The following is a 20,459-nucleotide window of genomic DNA, read 5'->3' as shown; positions in this document are numbered from 1 at the left end:
AGGACGTGGCGCTTGTGGGGTGGATTTCAGTTGGATCCCGCAGCAGAGCCTACGGGATTGCCGCGGTCACTCGCCGCGGGTCTTCTTGATGATCTCCTCGGCGACCGCCTTGGGAACCTCGTTGTAGGAGTCGAACTCCATCGAGAAGCTGGCGCGGCCCTGCGTCTTGGAGCGCAGGTCGCCGACGTAGCCGAACATCTCGGACAGCGGGACGACGGCCTTGACGACCTTGGCGCCGCTGATGTCCTCCATGCCGTGGATCTGGCCGCGGCGGGAGTTGATGTCGCCGATGACCTCGCCCATGTAGTCCTCGGGCGTGCGCACCTCGACGGCCATCATCGGCTCGAGCAGCACCGGGTTGGCCTTCTTGACGGCCTCCTTCAGCACCATCGAGCCGGCGATCTTGAAGGCCATCTCGGACGAGTCGACATCGTGGTAGGCGCCGTCGACGAGCGTCGCCTTGATCCCGACGAGTGGGTAGCCGGCCAGCACGCCGTACTGCATCGCGTCCTGGATGCCCGCGTCGACCGAGGGGATGTACTCCTTGGGCACGCGGCCACCGGTGACGGCGTTGACGAACTCGTAGAGCTCGCCGCCCTCGGTGTCGGTCAGCGGCTCGAAGGTGACCTGCACCCGCGCGAACTGGCCGGATCCGCCGGTCTGCTTCTTGTGCGTGTACTCGTACTTCTCGACGCTCCTGCGGATCGTCTCGCGGTAGGCCACCTGCGGCTTGCCGACGTTGGCCTCGACCTTGAACTCGCGCTTCATCCGGTCGATCAGGATGTCCAGGTGCAGCTCGCCCATCCCCGCGATGATCGTCTGGCCGGTCTCCTCGTCGAGGTGGACCTGGAAGGTCGGGTCCTCGGCGGAGAGCTTCTGGATGGCCGTCGAGAGCTTCTCCTGGTCGCTCTTGGTCTTCGGCTCGATGGCGACCTCGATGACCGGCTCCGGGAACGTCATCGACTCGAGGACGATCGGCTCGCTGATGTCGGACAGGGTGTCGCCGGTGGTGGTGTCCTTCAGGCCGATGGCCGCGTAGATGTGCCCGGCCAGAGCCTCCCCCACGGGGTTCTCCTTGTTGGCGTGCATCTGGAACAGCTTGCCGATGCGCTCCTTGCGGCCCTTGGTCGAGTTGATGACCTGGCTGCCCGCGGCGACCCGGCCCGAGTAGACCCGGATGAAGGTCAGCGTGCCGAAGAACGGGTGGGTCGCCACCTTGAAGGCGAGCGCCGAGAACGGGTCGTCGGCGCTCGGGTGGCGCTCCAGCTCGACGTCCTCGTGGCCGGGCTTGTGACCGATCATCGCGGGCACGTCGACCGGCGACGGGAGGTAGTCGACGACGGCGTCGAGCATGGGCTGGACACCGCGGTTCTTGAACGCCGAGCCACACAGCACCGGGTAGAGCTGCGAGGTGACCGTCAGCTTGCGGATGCCGGCCTTGAGCTCGTCGATGCTGAGCTCCTCCCCGCCGAGGTACTTCTCCATGAGGTCGTCGTCGGACTCGGCGACGCGCTCGACGAGCGCCTCGCGGTACTGCTCGGCCTTGGCCTGCAGGTCGGCCGGGATCTGCTGGACCTCGTAGTGGGCCCCCATCGTGACGTCGCCCTTGGCGTCGCCGGGCCAGACCAGGGCCCGCATGTGCAGCAGGTCGACGACACCGACGAACTCGCTCTCGGCGCCGATCGGCAGCTGGAGCACCAGCGGCTCGGCACCCAGCCGGTCCTTGATCGTCTGGACGGTGAAGTAGAAGTCCGCGCCGAGCTTGTCCATCTTGTTGACGAACGCGATGCGCGGCACGTCGTACTTGTCGGCCTGGCGCCACACCGTCTCGGACTGCGGCTCGACGCCCTCCTTGCCGTCGAAGACGGCGACCGCACCGTCCAGCACCCGCAGGGACCGCTCGACCTCGACGGTGAAGTCGACGTGGCCGGGGGTGTCGATGATGTTGATCTGGGTGCCCTCCCAGAAGCAGGTGACCGCGGCGGAGGTGATGGTGATGCCGCGCTCCTTCTCCTGCTCCATCCAGTCGGTCGTCGACGCACCGTCGTGCGTCTCACCCATCTTCCGGTTGACACCGGTGTAGAACAGGATCCGCTCAGTCGTCGTCGTCTTGCCGGCGTCGATGTGCGCCATGATGCCGATGTTGCGGACCTTCCTGAGGTCCGTCAGGACGTCGAGTGCCACGTTCGTTATCTCATCTCATCGTTCGGGAAGTCTTGAGCAGGCCGTCCCAGCGGGGCGGGCTCGTCCGGCCGGATGCCGCTCACCGCGCTGCCGGCCCCGACGCGTGGTCCGCGCGGGGCTGGGAGCGGGCTGGGCGGCATCCGGGCCGATCCGCCGTCACCAGCGGTAGTGCGCGAAGGCCTTGTTGCTCTCGGCCATCTTGTGGGTGTCCTCGCGACGCTTGACCGCGGCGCCGAGGCCGTTGGACGCGTCGAGGATCTCGTTCATCAGGCGCTCGGTCATCGTCTTCTCGCGGCGCTGACGGGCGTAGCCGACGAGCCAGCGCAGGGCGAGCGTCGTGGAGCGGCCGGGCTTGACCTCGATCGGCACCTGGTAGGTCGCGCCGCCGACGCGGCGGGACTTGACCTCCATGGCGGGCTTGACGTTGTCGAGCGCGCGCTTGAGGGTCTGGACGGGGTCGGTGCCGGTCTTCTGGCGGCAGCCCTCCAGGGCGCCGTAGACGATGCGCTCGGCGATCGACTTCTTGCCGTCGAGCAGGATCTTGTTGACCAGCTGCGTGACGAGCGGGCTGGCGTAGACCGGGTCGACGACGAGCGCCCGCTTGGGGGCGGGTCCCTTGCGTGGCATCAGGCCTTCTCCTTCTTCGCGCCGTAGCGGCTGCGGGCCTGCTTGCGCCCCCTGACGCCCTGGGTGTCGAGGGTCCCCCGGATGATCTTGTACCGAACACCGGGAAGGTCCTTGACCCGGCCGCCGCGCACGAGCACGATCGAGTGCTCCTGCAGGTTGTGGCCGACCCCGGGGATGTAGGCCGTGACCTCGATACCGCTCGACAGGCGCACCCGGGCGACCTTGCGCAGCGCGGAGTTGGGCTTCTTCGGGGTGGTGGTGTACACGCGGGTGCACACGCCGCGGCGCTGGGGCGAGCCCTTCAGCGCCGGGGTCTTGGCCTTGCCGGCCTTGTCCTGGCGGCCCTTGCGGACCAGCTGGTTGATGGTAGGCAACCTGGTTACTCCGTAACGTTGCTGTTGTCTCGTCCGGCCGCGGCACGAGGCCGCGGGCCGACTCCTTGTCTGTTCGCGTCCGGGCCCCCGGGACGGGGGTGGCGGCTGCGGTGCTCCCCCCTGCACTCCCCACTCGTGTCGTCCACTCGTGGGTTGCCCGGCGGGAGGTGTGCTCTGGCAACTCGGTGCTGGTCCGCGCCCGAAGGCCCTCGTCAGGCCACCTCGCGTCGGGGCACCGGAGCCGTCATCGCGCGTGAACGAGGCATGCGCGTGCGCATGCCTCAGACACAGTGTTCCAGCGTACCGGGGCGTCGGGCGCGCGCCAAATCGCCGCCGCGGTCGGGTGGGGTCACGTGGGCACCTCCGGCAACCTGGCCACGGCGCGAAGGTCGGGACTCAGCCCAGCCGCCATTCCCCGGCGTACATGTGCAGCACCGGGATACCGAGCGTCTCCCTGGCCCGCGAGGCCCAGTCGGTGTGGAACGTGTCCTGGATCGGCAGCGGTTGCGTCACGACCACCAGCTCGACCGCATGCAGCCGCTTCACCTCGTCCTCGACCGCGGGCATCGGGTCGTCGGCCGTCACCTCACCGGTCGCCGTGGATCCCAGCGTCTCGAACTCGCTCAGGCTGGTCGACAGGGCGCTGCCGGCGTCGGCCAGCGCCTCGTCGCGGTTCACCGGCGAGAGCGACTCGAGCGCCTCGCGCATCTCGAACAGCGTCAGGTGGTTGAGCAGCGAGACCAGCACGTTGTGCCGCGTGTCGGCCGGGACCAGGACCCGGTAGGTCACCGCCTCCCCCTGGTGCAACGAGAGGATCCGCTTGACGTCGCCCGTCCGCAGGGTCTGCTCGGTCAGGACGAGGATCGTGCTCGGGGCGGACTCGTCCGTGCGTCCGTCGGCCTTCCCGGACGAGGTCGGGGCAGGTCCGGTGCTGGAGTCGTCGGCCATGCCCGAAACCCTAGTGGCACCGGTCCCCACCGCGAACCGGCCTCCCGCCGAGGTGGCGGGTCCGCCGTCGCGCTGGCCGTCGTCACGATTGTCGGATCACGACCGGCACACCGAGCCCGCCTCGCTCGTCCAAGAGCCTGCGAACGGCTGGTTCCTGGTTGCTGTTCGACACGCTGACCACGATCAGCCCGCGTGAGGTGTCGGGGCACGGCGTGGTAACGGCAAGCCGCACTCCGGGGCCCACCCCAGAAATCTGCTGGACGAGCTCGTCGTGCCCGATAAGCGCCTGATGGGCGACCGACGCCTTCGGAAGCTCATCGCACTCGGGGTCACCGGAGCTCGAGAACAACTTGCCCAGATAGCCGGAGATGGCCAAGAAGAGGACCAGAACCACCAGTACGACCGAACCGACGATGAGCCAGAGCTTCCTCATAAGGCCATTTCCTCGTTCCGGACGCCGGAGCCATGTGACCCCAAGAGGTGCCGAGCAGAGCAGGCCGCCATCATGCCCTCGTCGTGCGTCGCGACCACGACCGTGCAACCGGCGGCCGCACGTTCGAGGAACAACTCGACCACTCGGTGGCGGTTCGCCGCATCCAACGAGGCCGTCGGTTCGTCGACGTAGACCACTTCCGCTTGTTTGTAGATCGCTCTAGCGATGGCGAGACGCTGCTTCTCACCACCACTTAAGTGCGAGGCGGGCTCCGTCCCCCGACCTGACAGTCCAGTGGCATCAAGCGCCTCGGCGCACCGACTCAGATCACCTGCAAGCTTACTGGACAGGAACTTGGACGTCATTGTCACGTTGTAGGCCACAGACTCGTCATCAATGATGCCATAGTCCTGGATGACGAATGCCGCACTGTCGCGCCAGAACCGCCGGACACGACGTGCGTTCCAGCCAATGGTATCGGCGTCATCCACGAGGACACTCCCTTGAGTCGGTCGCTGGAGCAAGCCGAGACAGTGCAGGAACGTCGTCTTGCCACTGCCGCTCGGCCCTACCAGTGCCGTCATGGTGCCCGGCTCACAGACAAGCGACTCACCGGTGATCACCTGCACGTTATCGATCCGCATTCCGACGTCTACCGCAGAGATCCTCACCAGCTGTCCTCTCTCTCGTGACCCCGACTAGCTGTACCGATTGCTTGATCCGACTTGTTCGCTGGGGATGTTGCCGCGCTCGCCGACTCGCGATGTCTCATTAGAGCCTACGTGCGGTGACATCGGCAAAGCCGCGGCGGCCAGCCATCACGTGAGCCGCAGGCGAGGCGGCCAGCAGCACCAGAAGAGTCAACGCCACGGTTGGCTGCTGCGCTTTGGGCTGCGTCAGCAGAACCGCCAACCCGATAACCGCGCCGAAGACAATTTCCGGGACCACGCGACGCCCGATCACCCGCAGCCAGGCCTGTCCGGACAGGCGTCGCGCGAAGTCATTTCTGGCCTGCAGCAGCATCTCGACATAGGCGCTGATCATGGCCGCAATGATCAACGCAACCGCTAGGCCCACCATCGAGGCGACGCCGAGCCACGCCTCGTACGAGGCGACCTGCGCGGCCAGCACACCGTCGTCCGCAGCATATTGCACCTTGACGTCCTTGCCCAGTCCCGCAGCATCGACGTGACGTTGCGTCTCTTCGACGCCCTCGAAGAGCAGGCTGCGCCCGGTCGACGCGTTGAGCAAGGCATCGTCCCTGAGGGTCGCCGCTACGTCTGGTACCACGACCAACAAGACATCACTGCGGTAGACCAAGTCTCCTTCGTACACCACCGGAACCTCGCCACCGGTCGGCGCCAAGTAGCGAAGACCGGCGACGATCTGCTCGCTCGAGGCACCCGGCGCCCCCCAGAGCTGATCGAACCAACTGCGCAACTCGCTGGTCAGCTGCGGGGGAAGTCCACCAGGTTTCACCGCCATGAGGTGCGCGCGGTCCGGTCCGACCCCGATATCGAGCCAAGCTTGGTTGACCAGGGAGATCCCCTGCCAGCGCCCCGCAAGGACCCGGTGAAAGGGTTGCTGGTCGAGCTCTTGCGCGGGCGTCCCATCAGGTGGGAGGAACGTCTCGCTGAACAGCAGTCGTTGACCATCGCGCTCTGCCTCTCGAACCATCTGGCCAAAAGGTTTCCGGATGCGCTGCATGTCAGCCTCCATCGCATCCGGAAATACGACCGCGGCGTAGTCGGCCAACGCCTCCCATCGTGCCAACTGCTCGGCACGGGTCGACGCCTCCGCGAGGGCTGCCCCGGCCGGACCCACCAACACCATCACGAGGAGAAAGACGCCCCCCTTGAGCACGATGGCCGCACGCCGCACGCCCAGAGTGGCCGGGCGGCGCCGGGCGATGAGGGACGGAGAGGGAATGGACACCACTGACATCGCCACGGCCGCCCCTACGGTCACCAGCAGCACAAACGCCGCAAGGAGTGACACGTACTGGCCGAACACCGGGAGAAAGTCCCAGCTCTTGACAGCACCGATGAGCGCAGCGGCTACCAGTGCCACGGGAACCCAGACACCGACCACCAAGCCCAGCAACTGTCCGAGGTCATGAAGCTGGATCCGGGTCACGGACGAGCCAGCCAGCACATTGAGTGCGCGGCGACGTGCCTTCGCCGCGAGCCAGTACAGCACAAGGGTAACCAGCAGGACACAGGCCGTGACGAAGGCGAGAAGCATGCCCTTGACCCTGACCAGGCTTGATATACCGTCATCGACGCTGGTGTCGCTGCGCGTGACCCGCACGCCCATAGCCTGCAGACGCTCAACGGCCGACTGGAGCTGCTGCTGGTCTCCGGTCGCCAGATACCCGCCATTGACGGTGGTGTACCGCCACGCACCAAGCCCAACGACATGAGTCGGCGCATCTTCATATCGCGCTACCGACTCACCGGTCAAAGCGGACTCGTTCACCGGGATCAGGACGACGCCACGTAGGTCACCGCTGAGGTTGGCGCCCAGCTTGGCCAGCCCGAGTCCGGCCTGCGCATCAAGGCGACGAAGTTCGAGCAGGGCTGCGTCTCCCTGAGCGGAGGACTGCGAGAAGTCAAGCATGAGTCTCGGTGGCGACCCGAGCGCGATCGGCGAGGAGCGGTCGTGCATGCCGACCAGCAGATGTGCCATCAGCACCACCAAGGCGAAGATCACGGCTGAGGCCGCAGCCACCACTCGTTGTGCCAACGGCTTGCTCATCCCTTCTGTCGGTGTCATTCCTCACGCAGGTGGCTGGGGGCGGCTGCTACTGCGCCACCCCCAGCCGACTCGCGCTCAACTGCAGGTTGTCCGGTAGTAGTACTGATCGTCCGTGTACCAGAGGTTGTAGGCCCCCACCGCGGCGTTCGACCAGTTCCCGGCCAGCGCCGCCGTGCGGTCCTGGCTCCAGTAGCTGCCGTTCCAGAACCTCGCGGTGCTGCCATGGCACTTGCTGCCATGGTAGTAGTTGGAGTGCACCTTGGCGTTCCAGAAGCCGTAGGTCCAGGTCCCGCCCTCGACTGGGTACTTCGTGGTCGACCCGAGATGCAACCACGCTGATGCCGGTGCGGCCGCTCCAGCGAGCGCGAGCGCAGCCACGAACGGAACAAGCGCAGCCCTCATGAGCTTCTTCATGCATATCACCTCCGTGTGATGTGCCGACAAGCATCGTGTGGCAAACAAGCGAATCGCAAGCCGTTATCATGACCCCTAATGATCTGACGAGTAGCCGACAGACTTGCTGTCAGACGGCCTGAGCCTCAACAGCTCGTCCACGGACCACGATGACGCGAGCCAAGGGAAGCGCTCGATCCCCAAGCTCTGTCAGGACCACCCCACGCCCAGAACGCTCGATGAGGCGCCCGCCGAGGACGCGCTCCATCCGCTGAACATGCTGACTCACCGCGGACTGGGTGTATCCAAGCGACATGGCCGCTTGCGTCACCGAGAGGTGAGAGCCCACTTCAGCGAAGGACCGCAACACCTGAACGTCCATGACTTCCCCTATCACGTTCAAGCCTTGACATGAACGTAACACCGCACCCGTGACGGCGCACGTCCAAACCGTCCTGGCGACGGTCGAGCAACCCGCCGACAGGGCGTCGGTCCTCACGCGCTCCGGGGCCCGGTCCGCGCCATCCGGCGCGGACCGGGCCCGCTGCGTCACCCCGCCGGGTCAGAGCTGGTCGAGGCCGAGTTCGTGATCGTCGAGCCGGATCGCCTCGCCGGAGGCCGCGCCGAAGCCGGCGTAGTCGTAGCCGTCGTAGCTCGGCAGCGAGTACATCGCGGCCTTGGCCTCCTCGGTCGGCTCCACCACGATGTTGCGGTAGCGCGGCAGCCCCGTGCCGGCCGGGATGAGCTTGCCGAGGATGACGTTCTCCTTCAGGCCGAGCAGCGGGTCGGACCTCGCCTCCATGGCGGCCTGCGTGAGCACGCGCGTGGTCTCCTGGAAGGACGCCGCCGACAGCCACGACTCGGTCGCGAGCGATGCCTTCGTGATGCCCATCAGCTCGGGGCGCCCCGCGGAGGGCCGGCCGCCCTCGGCCAACGCCTTGCGGTTCGCCTCCTCGAAGCGGCCCCGCTCGGCGAGCTCGCCCGGGAGCAGCTCGGTATCACCAGACTCGATGATCGTCACGCGGCGCAGCATCTGGCGCACGATGACCTCGATGTGCTTGTCGTGGATCGAGACACCCTGCTGCCGGTAGACATGCTGCACCTCGTCGACGAGGTGCTTCTGCGCCGCCCGCGGGCCCAGGATGCGCAACACCTGCTTGGGGTCGATGGCGCCCTGGATCAGCTGGGCACCGACCTCCACGTGGTCGCCGTCCTGCACGAGCAGGCGGGCCCGCTTGGTCACCGGGTAGGCGTGCTGGTCCGACCCGTCGTCGGGGACGAGCAGGATGCGACGCGCCTTGTCGGTGTCCTCGATCTCGATGCGTCCGGTCGCCTCGGCGATCGGCGAGACGCCCTTCGGGGTGCGGGCCTCGAACAGCTCGACGACACGCGGGAGACCCTGCGTGATGTCGTCGGCCGCCGCGGCCCCACCGGTGTGGAAGGTCCGCATCGTCAGCTGCGTGCCGGGCTCGCCGATCGACTGCGCCGCGATGATGCCCACGGCCTCGCCGATGTCGACGAGCTTGCCGGTGGCCAGCGAACGGCCGTAGCACTTCGCGCATGTGCCGACGCGGCTGTCACAGGTCAGCACGGACCGGACCCGGACGTGGTCGACACCGGCGCGGAAGAGCGCACCGATCACGACGTCGCCCAGGTCGATGCCGGCCTCGGCCAGGACGGTGCCGTCCTCGCCGAGGACGTCCTCGGCCAGCGTGCGGGCATAGACCGACGCCTCGACGATCTCGCTCAGCGTCCGCGAGCCGGTCAGCTCGTTGACCTTGGCGATCGGCAGCACCAGGCCGCGCTCGGTGCCGCAGTCGTCCTCGCGGATGATGACGTCCTGGGAGACGTCGACCAGCCGACGGGTCAGGTAGCCGGAGTCCGCGGTGCGCAGCGCCGTGTCGGCCAGACCCTTGCGGGCGCCGTGCGTCGAGATGAAGAACTCGAGCACGGACAGGCCCTCGCGGAAGTTCGACTTGATCGGACGCGGGATGATCTCGCCCTTCGGGTTGGCCATCAGGCCACGCATGCCGGCGATCTGGCGGATCTGGAACCAGTTGCCGCCCGCACCCGAGCTGACCATCCGGTAGATCGGGTTGGTGCGGGCGAAGTTGGTCTCCATCTCCTTGGCGACCTGGTTGGACGCCTGGGTCCAGATCTCGACGAGCTCCTGGCGGCGCTCGTCGTCGGTGATCAGGCCGCGCTCGTACTGGGTCTGGACCTTGGCGTCCTTGGCCTCGTACGACTCGAGGATCTCGGTCTTGTTGTCCGGCAGGGTCACGTCACCGATCGCCACGGTGCACCCCGAGCGGGTCGACCAGAAGAAGCCGGCCTCCTTGAGAGCGTCGAGCGACGCAGCGACCTGCACCTTCGAATAGCGCTCGGCGAGGTCGTTGACGATCCGCGAGAGGCGCTTGCGGTCGACCGGCTCGTTGATGAACGGGTAGTCGACCGGCAGGGTGACGTTGAACGCCACCCGGCCCAGCGTCGTCTCGAGGATGACCGACGGCAGCAGGCCGTCCGCGTCGGGCTGGGCGTCCTCGGGCAGCGCGAACCCGGCCGGGGGCACGATGTCGCGCAGCCGGACCTTGACCAGCGACCCGAGCTGGATCTCCCCACGATCGAAGGCCATCCGGGCCTCGGCCGGCGAGGAGAATGCCCGGCCCGCGCCGGCACCGCCACCGTCGACCGCGTCGGTCAGGTGGAAGATGCCGGTGATCATGTCCTGCGTCGGCATCGTCACCGGCCGGCCGTCGGCCGGCTTGAGGATGTTGTTGCTCGACAGCATGAGGATCCGGGCCTCGGCCTGCGCCTCGGCGGACAGCGGCACGTGGACGGCCATCTGGTCGCCGTCGAAGTCGGCGTTGAACGCAGAGCAGACCAGCGGGTGGATCTGGATTGCCTTGCCCTCGACGAGCTGCGGCTCGAACGCCTGGATGCCCAACCGGTGCAGCGTCGGCGCGCGGTTGAGCAGCACCGGGTGCTCGGTGATGACCTCTTCGAGGACGTCCCACACGACCGGCTTGGACCGCTCCACCATCCGCTTGGCCGACTTGATGTTCTGGGCGTGGTCGAGGTCGACCAGCCGCTTCATCACGAACGGCTTGAACAGCTCGAGCGCCATCTGCTTGGGCAGGCCGCACTGGTGCAGCCGCAGCTGCGGGCCCACGACGATGACCGACCGGCCCGAGTAGTCCACGCGCTTGCCGAGCAGGTTCTGGCGGAACCGGCCCTGCTTGCCCTTGAGCATGTCGGACAGCGACTTGAGCGGGCGGTTGCCCGGACCGGTGACGGGGCGGCCCCGGCGGCCGTTGTCGAACAGCGAGTCGACGGCCTCCTGGAGCATTCGCTTCTCGTTGTTGACGATGATCTCCGGGGCGCCGAGGTCGAGCAGCCGCTTGAGGCGGTTGTTCCGGTTGATGACCCGGCGGTAGAGGTCGTTCAGGTCGGAGGTCGCGAAGCGCCCGCCGTCGAGCTGCACCATCGGGCGCAGGTCCGGCGGGATGACGGGGATGCAGTCGAGGACCATGCCGGTCGGGGCGTTGGTCGTGGTCTGGAACGCGGAGACGACCTTGAGCCGCTTGATCGCCCGGGTCTTCTTCTGCCCCTTGCCGGTCGCGATGACCTCCTGCAGGGCAGCCGCCTCGGCCTCCAGGTCGAAGGTCTGCAGCCGCCGCTGGATCGCCGCCGCGCCCATGCCGCCCTCGAAGTAGAGGCCGAACCGGTCGCGCATCTCGCGGTAGAGCAGCTCGTCGCCCTCGAGGTCCTGGACCTTGAGGTTCTTGAACCGGTCCCAGACCTGCTCCAGCCGCTCGATCTGCTGCTCGGCGCGCTTGCGGATCTGGTTCATCTCGCGCTCGGCCGAGTCACGCACCTTGCGGCGGGCGTCGGCCTTGGCACCCTCGGCCTCGAGCTGGGCGAGGTCCTGCTCGAGGCGCTGGGCGCGGGCCTCGACGTCGGCGTCGCGGCGGTTCTCCAGCTCCTTCTTCTCGACCTCGATCTGCGCCTCGAGCGAGGGCAGGTCCTGGTGGCGCTGGTCCTCGTCGACGGAGGTGATCATGTAGGCCGCGAAGTAGATGACCTTCTCGAGGTCCTTCGGGGCCAGGTCCAGCAGGTAGCCGAGCCGGCTCGGGACGCCCTTGAAGTACCAGATGTGCGTGACCGGCGCGGCCAGCTCGATGTGGCCCATCCGCTCCCGGCGCACCTTGGCACGGGTGACCTCGACGCCGCACCGCTCGCAGATGATGCCCTTGAAGCGGACCCGCTTGTACTTGCCGCAGTTGCACTCCCAGTCGCGGGTGGGCCCGAAGATGCGCTCGCAGAACAGGCCCTCCTTCTCCGGCTTGAGGGTGCGGTAGTTGATGGTCTCCGGCTTCTTGACCTCGCCGTGGCTCCACTGGCGGATGGAGTCGGCGGTCGCCAGGCCGATACGCAGCTCGTCAAAGAAGTTGACGTCCAGCACTTCGTGCTTCTTTCTTTCGTATGACGTGAAAGGTCAGGTTCGTTGGTGGGTGGCCCACAGGCGTGGACGGGCTTCGCCCGGCGCTCATCGGTTCCGGCAAACCAAGCTCGCTTCGCTCGCGGTTTGTCGGCGCGCTTCGCGCGAGCCCGTCCAGTCGCCTAGACCTCCTCGACCGTGGACGGCTCGCGCCGGCTGAGGTCGATGCCGAGCTCCTCCGCCGCGCGGAAGACCTCCTCGTCGGACTCCTTCATCTCGATGGCCGTGCCGTCGCTGGAGAGGACCTCGACGTTGAGGCACAGCGACTGCATCTCCTTCAGGAGGACCTTGAACGACTCGGGGATGCCGGAGTCGGGGATGTTCTCGCCCTTGACGATCGCCTCGTAGACCTTGACCCGGCCGGGGACGTCGTCGGACTTGATCGTCAGCAGCTCCTGCAGCGTGTAGGCCGCGCCGTACGCCTCGAGCGCCCAGACCTCCATCTCACCGAAGCGCTGGCCGCCGAACTGGGCCTTACCGCCGAGCGGCTGCTGGGTGATCATCGAGTACGGGCCGGTCGAGCGCGCGTGGATCTTGTCGTCGACCAGGTGGTGCAGCTTGAGGATGTACATGTAGCCGACCGAGACCGGCTCGGGGAACGGCTCGCCGGAGCGGCCGTCGAACAGGCGGGTCTTGCCGGTGTGGTCGATCAGGCGCACCCCGTCGCGGGTCGGCAGCGTGGAGTCGAGCAGGCCCATGATGACCTGCTCGGACGCGCCGTCGAAAACGGGCGTGGCCACCCGCGAGCCCGGGGCCGCCGCGCGGGCGTCGGCCGGGATCTGCGCGGCCCACTCGGGCGCGCCGTCGACCTTCCAGCCGCGGCTCGCGGCCCAGCCCAGGTGCAGCTCGAGGATCTGGCCGAGGTTCATCCGGCGCGGCACCCCGTGCGGGTTGAGGATGACGTCGACCGCCGTGCCGTCCTCGAGGAAGGGCATGTCCTCGACCGGGAGGATCTTGGAGATGACGCCCTTGTTGCCGTGGCGGCCGGCGAGCTTGTCGCCGTCGGTGATCTTGCGCTTGTTGGCGACGTAGACCCGCACCAGCTGGTTGACGCCCGGTGGCAGGTCGTCGCCCATGTCGGCGCGGAACTCCTTGACCCCGATGACGGTGCCGGTCTCGCCGTGCGGGACCTTCAGGGAGGTGTCGCGCACCTCGCGGGCCTTCTCGCCGAAGATCGCCCGCAGCAGCCGCTCCTCCGGCGTGAGCTCGGTCTCGCCCTTGGGGGTGACCTTGCCGACGAGCAGGTCGCCGTCACGCACCTCGGCACCGACGCGGATGATGCCGCGCTCGTCGAGGTCGGCCAGCACGTCCTCGGAGACGTTGGGGATGTCGCGGGTGATCTCCTCGGGACCCAGCTTGGTGTCGCGGGCGTCGACCTCGTGCTCCTCGATGTGGATCGAGGAGAGGACGTCGTCCTGCACGAGGCGCTGCGAGAGGATGATCGCGTCCTCGTAGTTGTGCCCCTCCCACGACATGAACGCCACGAGCAGGTTGCGCCCGAGCGCCATCTCGCCGCCGTCGGTCGCCGGCCCGTCGGCGATGACGTCGCCGGCCTCGAGCCGGTCGCCCTCGTCGACCCGGACCACCTGGTTGTAGCTCGTGCCCTGGTTGGAGCGGGCGAACTTGGCGATCCGGTAGGTCTGGTAGGTGGCGTCGTCGTTGGCGACGGTGACCAGGTCGGCGGAGACCTCCTGGACGACGCCGGGCTTCTGGGCCCGGACCACGTCACCCGAGTCGAGGGCGGCACGGAACTCCATGCCGGTGCCGACGAGCGGTGCCTCGCTCTTGACGAGCGGGACGGCCTGGCGCTGCATGTTGGCGCCCATGAGGGCGCGGTTGGCGTCGTCGTGCTCGAGGAACGGGATCATTGCGGTCGCTGCGGACACCATCTGGCGCGGCGAGACGTCCATGTAGTCGACGTCCTCGCCGGGGACGAGCTCGACCTCGCCGCCCTTGGTGCGCACCAGGACCCGCTCGTCGACGAACCGGCCGTCGGTGCCGATGACGGCGTTGGCCTGCGCGACGACGAACTTGTCCTCCTCGTCGGCGGACAGGTAGTCGACCGTGTCGGTGACCACGCCGTGATCCACCCGGCGGTACGGGGTCTCGATGAACCCGAAGGCGTTGATCCGCCCGTACGAGGCGAGCGAGCCGATCAGACCGATGTTCGGGCCTTCCGGCGTCTCGATCGGGCACATGCGCCCGTAGTGCGACGGGTGGACGTCCCGGACCTCCATCTGGGCCCGGTCGCGGGAGATGCCGCCCGGGCCGAGGGCCGAGAGGCGACGCTTGTGCGTCAGCCCGGCGAGCGGGTTGTTCTGGTCCATGAACTGCGAGAGCTGCGAGGTGCCGAAGAACTCCTTGATCGAGGCCACGACGGGCCGAATGTTGATCAGGGTCTGCGGGGTGATCGCCTCGACGTCCTGGGTCGTCATGCGCTCGCGCACGACGCGCTCCATCCGGGACAGGCCGGTACGGACCTGGTTCTGGATGAGCTCGCCCACCGAGCGCAGGCGCCGGTTGCCGAAGTGGTCGATGTCGTCGACCTCGACCGGCAGGTCGACCTGCTCGCCGTGCCGCACGCCCTTGACGGTCTCCTGGCCGTCGTGCAGGGCCACGATGTAGCGGATCGTGGCGACGACGTCGTCGAGCGAGAGGGTCGAGTCGTTGATGCTCGCGTCGAGCCCGAGCTTCTTGTTGACCTTGTAGCGGCCGACCTTGGCCAGGTCGTAGCGCTTGCCGTTGAAGTAGAGGTTGTCGAGCAGGGTCTGCGCGGCCTCCTTCGTCGGCGGCTCGCCCGGGCGCAGCTTGCGGTAGATGTCGAGCAGCGCCTCGTCCTGGCCCTCGGTGTGGTCCTTCTCGAGCGTGAGGCGCATCGACTCGTAGTCGCCGAACTCCTCGAGGATCTGCGCCTCGGTCCAGCCGAGCGCCTTGAGCAGGACGGTGACCGACTGCTTGCGCTTGCGGTCGACGCGGACCCCGACCATGTCGCGCTTGTCGATCTCGAACTCGAGCCAGGCCCCGCGGCTCGGGATGATCTTGGCGGTGTAGATGTCCTTGTCGGAGGTCTTGTCGGGCGTGCGCTCGAAGTACACGCCCGGGCTGCGGACGAGCTGGCTGACGACGACCCGCTCGGTGCCGTTGATGATGAAGGTGCCGCGCTGGGTCATGAGCGGGAAGTCGCCCATGAACACCGTCTGGCTCTTGATCTCGCCGGTGGTCATGTTCATGAACTCGGCGGTGACGAAGAGCGGCGCGTCGAAGGTCTGGTCGCGCTCCTTGCATGACTCGATCGTCTTGCGGGTCTCCTCGAACCGGTGGTCGCGGAACGACAGCGACATGGAGCCGCTGAAGTCCTCGATCGGGGAGATCTCCTCGAAGATCTCCTCGAGACCGGACCGGTCGGGGACGTCGGTGCGCCCCTCGGCCTTGGCCTCCGCGACGCGGGCCTGCCAGCGCTCGTTGCCGAGCAGCCAGTCGAAGCTCTCCGTCTGAAGGGCCAGAAGGTCGGGGACCTCAAGTGGTTCGCGAATCTTCGCGAAGGACAGACGCCCCGAAGGGGTCAGTGCGGTGGACATGTTCGTCGCAGTACGCGAGGCAGCCAAGGAGGGTCCTTCCACGGGCCTTTTCGAGTCTTCAGATCGGCGTTGTCGCAGCACTTCGCCCGCGGGTCCCGGTCACGGGGGAGACGCGCGAGCCGGCACAGGCCGGCGCGGTCTCGCGAGCCGGTCGTGGGTCGCGGATGGAGGGCATGGGCAGCGCAAAGGCCCAGCCTACCCAAACAGCGCAGCGAAGTCCAACCGAGTCAAGAGGCGGAGTTCGAGACGACCTCGACGCCTACTGAACCGGGAGTTCGAGAGAACGCCAAGACTATGGACCCCCCGGACCGGATACGTCAAGGACCCACCCTCTCTCCCCCGACCCGGTCCGGTCCCGGTGGGCCCGGCGCGACCGGGCCCGCGACGGCGACCGCCTCGGGGGTCGGCCCCCCGGCCCCGGGGGACCGATGGCGCCTGGTCAGGATGCGACGAGCAGGCCGGCCGCGACGACGAGCATCTGGACCGCGATGATCCCGTCCACCCAGCGCCAGACCGAGCGCCTCGAGAGCACCGGCCCCAGGCTACGTGCCCCGAGCCCGATGAGCAGGAACCAGAGCAGGCTGGCGAGCATCGCCCCGGCTCCGAACGCCCACCGCCCCGGGTCGCCCTTCGTCGCGGCCACCGAGCCGAGCACCACCATCGTGTCCAGGTAGACGGCGGGGTTGAGCCAGGTCAGCGCCAGCGCGGTCAGGACGACCCCGGCCCGGGACTCCGCCGGTGCGGCGCGGGCGTCCAGGGCCGCCGCGGGCCGTAGGGCGCGACGCCCGGCGAGCACGGCGTAGCCGAGCAGGAACGCGATACCGCCCCACCGGACCAGCTCGAGCAGGACCGGGAACCGCCCGGCGACGGCGCCCATGCCTGCCACGCCGGCCGTGATCAGGACGAGGTCGGACAGCACGCACACGACGATGACGGCAGCCACGCCGTGGCGCCTGAGCCCTTGCCGGAGCACGTAGGCGTTCTGCGGGCCGATGGCGACCAGCAGCCCGGCGCTGGTGCCGAGGCCGGCGAGCGCCGGTGCGAGGAACATGGACACACCACGACGGTAGTCGCGCCCTCGAATGAAGTGAAACGAAAGTTCCTGTAGCGACGTTAGTGTTGCTTCATGGAGGCGGAGCAGCTCCGGGCCCTCGTGGCGGTCGTCGACTGCGGCACCTTCGACCGGGCCGCCGCGCTGCTGCACGTGACCCCGTCGGCAGTCAGCCAGCGGATCAAGGCCCTCGAGGCCGACGTGGGGACGATCCTGGTGCAGCGCAGCAAGCCGGTCCGCCCGACGCGTCAGGGCGAGGTGCTGCTGCGCACCGCCCGCCAGGTGACGCACCTGCTGGACGACGCGTCGGTGACCCTGGCCGGAGCGGACGAGCCCGGCTCGCGGCGCCGGGTCCGCGTGCCGGTCGTCGCCAACGCCGACTCCCTGGCCACGTGGCTCTCGACGGCCGTGGCCGACCTGTGCCGGCTGCCCTCGCTCGAGCTCGCCCTGCGCCGGGACGACGAGGCGGTGACCGCCGACCTGCTCCGTTCCGGCGAGGTGATGGCGGCGGTGACGGCAGAGCCGACACCGGTGCAGGGCTGCGAGGTGCACCACCTCGGTACGATGCGCTACCGGGCCAAGGCATCCCGCCGGTTCATCCGGAGGTGGTTCCCGGACGGCCCGACCCCGCAGGCGTTGCGGCTGGCGCCGGTCCTGCACTACGACCAGAAGGACGGGCACCAGGACCGGCTGCTGCACGCCGTCGCCCCCGGTGCCCGCCCACCCGGGCACTTCGTCCCGGACTCGGCCCAGTACGTCGCCATGGTCCGGGCCGGCGTCGCCTGGGGCATGGTGCCCGACCTGCAGGACCCCAACGACCAGCTGCTCACGCTCGACCCGGCGTGGAGCGAGCAGGTCCGGCTGCACTGGCAGGTCTGGAAGCTCGGGTCCGGGGCGCTCGACCTCGTCACGGCCGCGGTCGTCCGGGCGGCCGCCCGGCACCTGCACTGACCCTCGTGCCGCCGGGAGCACCGCACAGCGCCGCGCCGGTCGGCGATGGTCCGCGAACGGACGCACCGGGTCAGCGCCCTGGGGCCGCCTCCCAGGACAACCGTCCGCCGGCGACCCGCACCGACAGCGTCGCGATCGGGACGTCGGTGACGGCCGACAGACCACCCAGCAGGGCACGCAACCGGTCCCAGGTCTCGCGGCTCGGCACCGGGGCGGTCCCGTCGGCGTTCCCGGACAGGGCGACGACCCGGCCCGCGGCATCGAGGCCGAGCCGCGCCGTGAGCTGCTCGACCGGTCTGCCCCGCTCGGCCTCGATCCCCTCGCGCAGCACCCGGGCCGCCTCGCCGAGGATCCAGTCGCTGGCGGCGGGGCTCGGACCGGGCGGAGCCGGGACCTCGACCGACAGCTCGGGCGCCGGCGTCTCGGCGCCGGGTCGCGGCAGCGGCTGCGTGGGGGGCTGGCCCGTCTCGGACTGCCCTGTCGCGGACTGCCCCGTGACGGGCTCCGCCGTGGCCACCGGCCGCCCCGCCTGCTCCGCGGCAGGCCCCGCCGGCACGGTCTGCACCGGCGGCGGCTGCGGCTGACGTCCGGCCGCCGAACCGGACCCGCCGGCCGGTGCGGGGCGGGTCGACGCCCGGCCGGCGCTGAGCCGGCCGACTCCCACGTACTCGATCGTGGCCAGGTCGAGGGCCTCGTCGGTCAGCACGCGGTCGTCGATCACGTAGGCGACGTTCACGGCCAGGTCGTGCATGTGCGGGTGCAGCTGCTGTCCCGTGAAGCGGGAGCAGACCACGAGCGCGTCGACCCGGACCATCGGTCGGCCCTTGCGGTCGGGCACCCGGCGGTCGGCGGGGACGCGTGTCGCGTCGAACCCCTCGGGTGGGTAGAAGTGGACCGGCCGCTCGAGGACCATGACCGAGTAGTCGGACCGGTCCGGGCCCGGCATGAGCCGGTAGAGCTCGCCGGTCACCGGCAGCTGCCAGGTCAGCTCGACCGGGGCCGGGTCGAACGACGTGATCGTGACGAGGGGCCCGTAGCGGCCCCCCGGCGCACCGGGCTCGCCCACGGTCGACGGTGCCGGCCGCGAGGCGGGCGGCTCGGGCATCGGGGTCGGCGCCTCCGCGGAATCCGCACCGCCCGTCTTCTTCGCACGCGAGAGCCATCCCATGGGTCCAACCTACTGACCGGGGCCGCGGACGGCGCCCGGCCCAGCGGCATACCTCCCGCTGGGCCCCAGTCGTTACGGTGACCTCATGGACCCGACGGACCTCGACGACCTGGGCGGCGCCCTGTCCGAGCAGGCGCTGACCACCGACCGGGCGACGGTGGAGGGCTACCGACGCGACTGGACGCAGTCGGAGTCGGCCGGTATGCCGCTGTGCGTCGTCCGCGCGGCCGACGCGGACGACGTCGTGGCGACGATGCGATGGGCCGGCGCCCGCGGGGTGCCGGTGGTGCCGCGCGGTGCCGGCAGCGGCCTCTCTGGCGGGTCCTGCGCGGTGGACGGGTGCGTCGTGCTCTCGCTCGACCGGATGCGCGCGATCGAGATCGACGTCGCGACCCGGACCGCGGTCGTCGAGCCGGGGGCCCTGAACGCCGAGGTCAAGGCCGCCGCCGCCGGGCACGGGCTGTGGTACCCGCCCGACCCGTCCAGCTTCGAGATCTGCTCGATCGGCGGCAACGTCGCGACCAACGCCGGCGGCCTGTGCTGCGTCAAGTACGGCGTCACGACCGACTACGTGCTCGGGCTCGACGTCGTGCTCGCCGACGGGACCCTGCTGCGCCTGGGCGGCAAGCGGATCAAGGACGTCGCGGGCCTGTCGCTGGTCAAGCTCTTCGTCGGCAGCGAGGGGACGCTCGGCGTCATCACCCGCGCGATCCTGCGGCTCATGCCCGCGGCGCCCCCGCCGTCCACGCTGGTGGCGACCTTCGCCACGGTGGAGGCCGCTGCCGACGCGGTCATCGCCGCCGGGCGGACCCTGCGGCCCTCGATGATGGAGCTGATGGACCACGCCTCGATCGGCGCGGTCGAGGACTACCGGCCGATGGGCCTGGACCGCACCGCCGGCGCCCTGCTGATCGCCCAGTCCGACGCGCCGGGCGCGGCCCGCGCCGAGGAGGTCGAGACCATCCGCGCCGCGTGCCGGGACGCGGGGGCCAGGGAGTGCTTCGTCACGGAGGACGCCGACGAGGGCGAGCTGTTCACGGCCGCCAGACGGGCCGCCTTCCCCGCGATCGAACGGCTCGGCGCGGTCATGTTCGAGGACGTCGGCGTGCCCGTGCCCCTGCTGCCGCAGCTGCTGACCGGGATCTCCGCGATCGCCGAGCAGCACGACGTGCGGATCCCGGTCGTCGCGCACGCCGGCGACGGCAACACCCACCCGATCATCGTCTACCCGCGCGGCGACCCGGCCGCGCGGGAACGGGCCGCAGCCGCGTTCGACGCCGTGATGCACCTGGCGATCGGGCTCGGCGGCACGATCACCGGCGAGCACGGCATCGGCCGGCTGAAGCGCGCCGCGCTGCCCGAGCAGCTCGGACCGGACGTCATGGCCCTGACCCATCGGATCAAGCACGCCCTCGACCCGAAGGGCATCCTCAACCCCGGCGCCGCGTTCTGATCTGCGGGAGGGTGCTCGGCGGCGGCTGCTGATGCGCGCGGGTC

At 69.1% G+C, this 20,459-nt stretch carries 15 protein-coding genes; 2 read left to right on the top strand and 13 right to left on the bottom strand.

Annotation, left to right across the window (positions count from 1 at the left end; translation table 11 throughout):
• Positions 1-66: 66 nt before the first annotated feature.
• From fusA to WMI84_RS04400, 12 genes are all read right to left on the bottom strand, one after another.
• Positions 67-2,184 carry an elongation factor G gene (gene fusA, locus WMI84_RS04455; protein ID WP_347350806.1) on the bottom strand — a complete coding sequence of 706 codons (2,118 nt, stop codon included), beginning with the start codon at positions 2,182-2,184 and terminating at the stop codon, positions 67-69.
• Between the two features lie 156 nt (positions 2,185-2,340).
• Positions 2,341-2,811 (bottom strand): 30S ribosomal protein S7, encoded by a 471-nt coding sequence (gene rpsG / locus WMI84_RS04450; RefSeq protein WP_347350805.1) that lies wholly within the window; start codon positions 2,809-2,811, stop codon positions 2,341-2,343.
• Positions 2,811-3,185, bottom strand: a complete 375-nt coding sequence (rpsL, locus tag WMI84_RS04445) for a 30S ribosomal protein S12 (protein WP_301486129.1) — start codon at positions 3,183-3,185, stop codon at positions 2,811-2,813. Before rpsL ends, rpsG begins: the two co-directional genes overlap by 1 nt.
• A gap of 396 nt (positions 3,186-3,581) precedes the next feature.
• Complete coding sequence (locus tag WMI84_RS04440) at positions 3,582-4,133, bottom strand: hypothetical protein (RefSeq protein WP_347350804.1); 552 nt, start codon at positions 4,131-4,133, stop codon at positions 3,582-3,584.
• A gap of 82 nt (positions 4,134-4,215) precedes the next feature.
• Positions 4,216-4,566 carry a hypothetical protein gene (locus WMI84_RS04435; protein WP_347350803.1) on the bottom strand — a complete coding sequence of 117 codons (351 nt, stop codon included), beginning with the start codon at positions 4,564-4,566 and terminating at the stop codon, positions 4,216-4,218.
• A complete protein-coding gene (locus WMI84_RS04430) occupies positions 4,563-5,237 on the bottom strand; it encodes an ATP-binding cassette domain-containing protein (RefSeq protein WP_347350802.1) in 675 nt (224 codons plus the stop codon). Before WMI84_RS04430 ends, WMI84_RS04435 begins: the two co-directional genes overlap by 4 nt.
• Positions 5,238-5,337: 100 nt before the next feature.
• Positions 5,338-7,323, bottom strand: coding sequence for a hypothetical protein (locus WMI84_RS04425; protein ID WP_347350801.1), 1,986 nt, complete (start codon positions 7,321-7,323; stop codon positions 5,338-5,340).
• 75 nt (positions 7,324-7,398) lie between these two features.
• Positions 7,399-7,737, bottom strand: coding sequence for a lactococcin 972 family bacteriocin (locus tag WMI84_RS04420; RefSeq protein WP_347350800.1), 339 nt, complete (start codon positions 7,735-7,737; stop codon positions 7,399-7,401).
• Between the two features lie 109 nt (positions 7,738-7,846).
• Positions 7,847-8,098: a LysR family transcriptional regulator gene (locus WMI84_RS04415; RefSeq protein ID WP_347350799.1), complete on the bottom strand. Its 252-nt coding sequence runs from the start codon at positions 8,096-8,098 to the stop codon at positions 7,847-7,849.
• 180 nt (positions 8,099-8,278) lie between these two features.
• On the bottom strand, positions 8,279-12,178 hold the full coding sequence (locus WMI84_RS04410; RefSeq protein WP_347350798.1) for a DNA-directed RNA polymerase subunit beta': 3,900 nt from the start codon (positions 12,176-12,178) through the stop codon (positions 8,279-8,281).
• A 158-nt stretch (positions 12,179-12,336) separates the two neighbouring features.
• A complete protein-coding gene (gene rpoB / locus WMI84_RS04405) occupies positions 12,337-15,792 on the bottom strand; it encodes a DNA-directed RNA polymerase subunit beta (RefSeq protein ID WP_347350797.1) in 3,456 nt (1,151 codons plus the stop codon).
• Positions 15,793-16,231: 439 nt separating this feature from the next.
• Positions 16,232-16,843 (bottom strand): LysE/ArgO family amino acid transporter, encoded by a 612-nt coding sequence (locus WMI84_RS04400; RefSeq protein WP_347350828.1) that lies wholly within the window; start codon positions 16,841-16,843, stop codon positions 16,232-16,234.
• Between the two features lie 75 nt (positions 16,844-16,918).
• On the opposite strand from WMI84_RS04400, the gene WMI84_RS04395 reads away from it, so the two are divergent.
• Complete coding sequence (locus WMI84_RS04395) at positions 16,919-17,794, top strand: ArgP/LysG family DNA-binding transcriptional regulator (RefSeq protein WP_347350796.1); 876 nt, start codon at positions 16,919-16,921, stop codon at positions 17,792-17,794.
• A gap of 70 nt (positions 17,795-17,864) precedes the next feature.
• On the opposite strand, the gene WMI84_RS04390 is transcribed toward WMI84_RS04395, so the two are convergent.
• Positions 17,865-18,962, bottom strand: a complete 1,098-nt coding sequence (locus tag WMI84_RS04390; RefSeq protein ID WP_347350795.1) for a hypothetical protein — start codon at positions 18,960-18,962, stop codon at positions 17,865-17,867.
• A gap of 85 nt (positions 18,963-19,047) precedes the next feature.
• Between WMI84_RS04390 and WMI84_RS04385 the strand changes: the two genes are divergently transcribed.
• Positions 19,048-20,415, top strand: a complete 1,368-nt coding sequence (locus WMI84_RS04385; protein ID WP_347350794.1) for an FAD-linked oxidase C-terminal domain-containing protein — start codon at positions 19,048-19,050, stop codon at positions 20,413-20,415.
• The last annotated feature ends 44 nt before the right edge of the window (positions 20,416-20,459 follow it).

It is taken from the genome of Intrasporangium sp. (assembly GCF_039812505.1).
In the GTDB taxonomy this organism is placed as follows: Bacteria; Actinomycetota; Actinomycetes; order Actinomycetales; family Dermatophilaceae; genus Intrasporangium_A.
The sequence above is the reverse complement of the archived record's forward strand: the minus strand, read 5'-3'. Positions and strand labels throughout refer to the sequence as shown.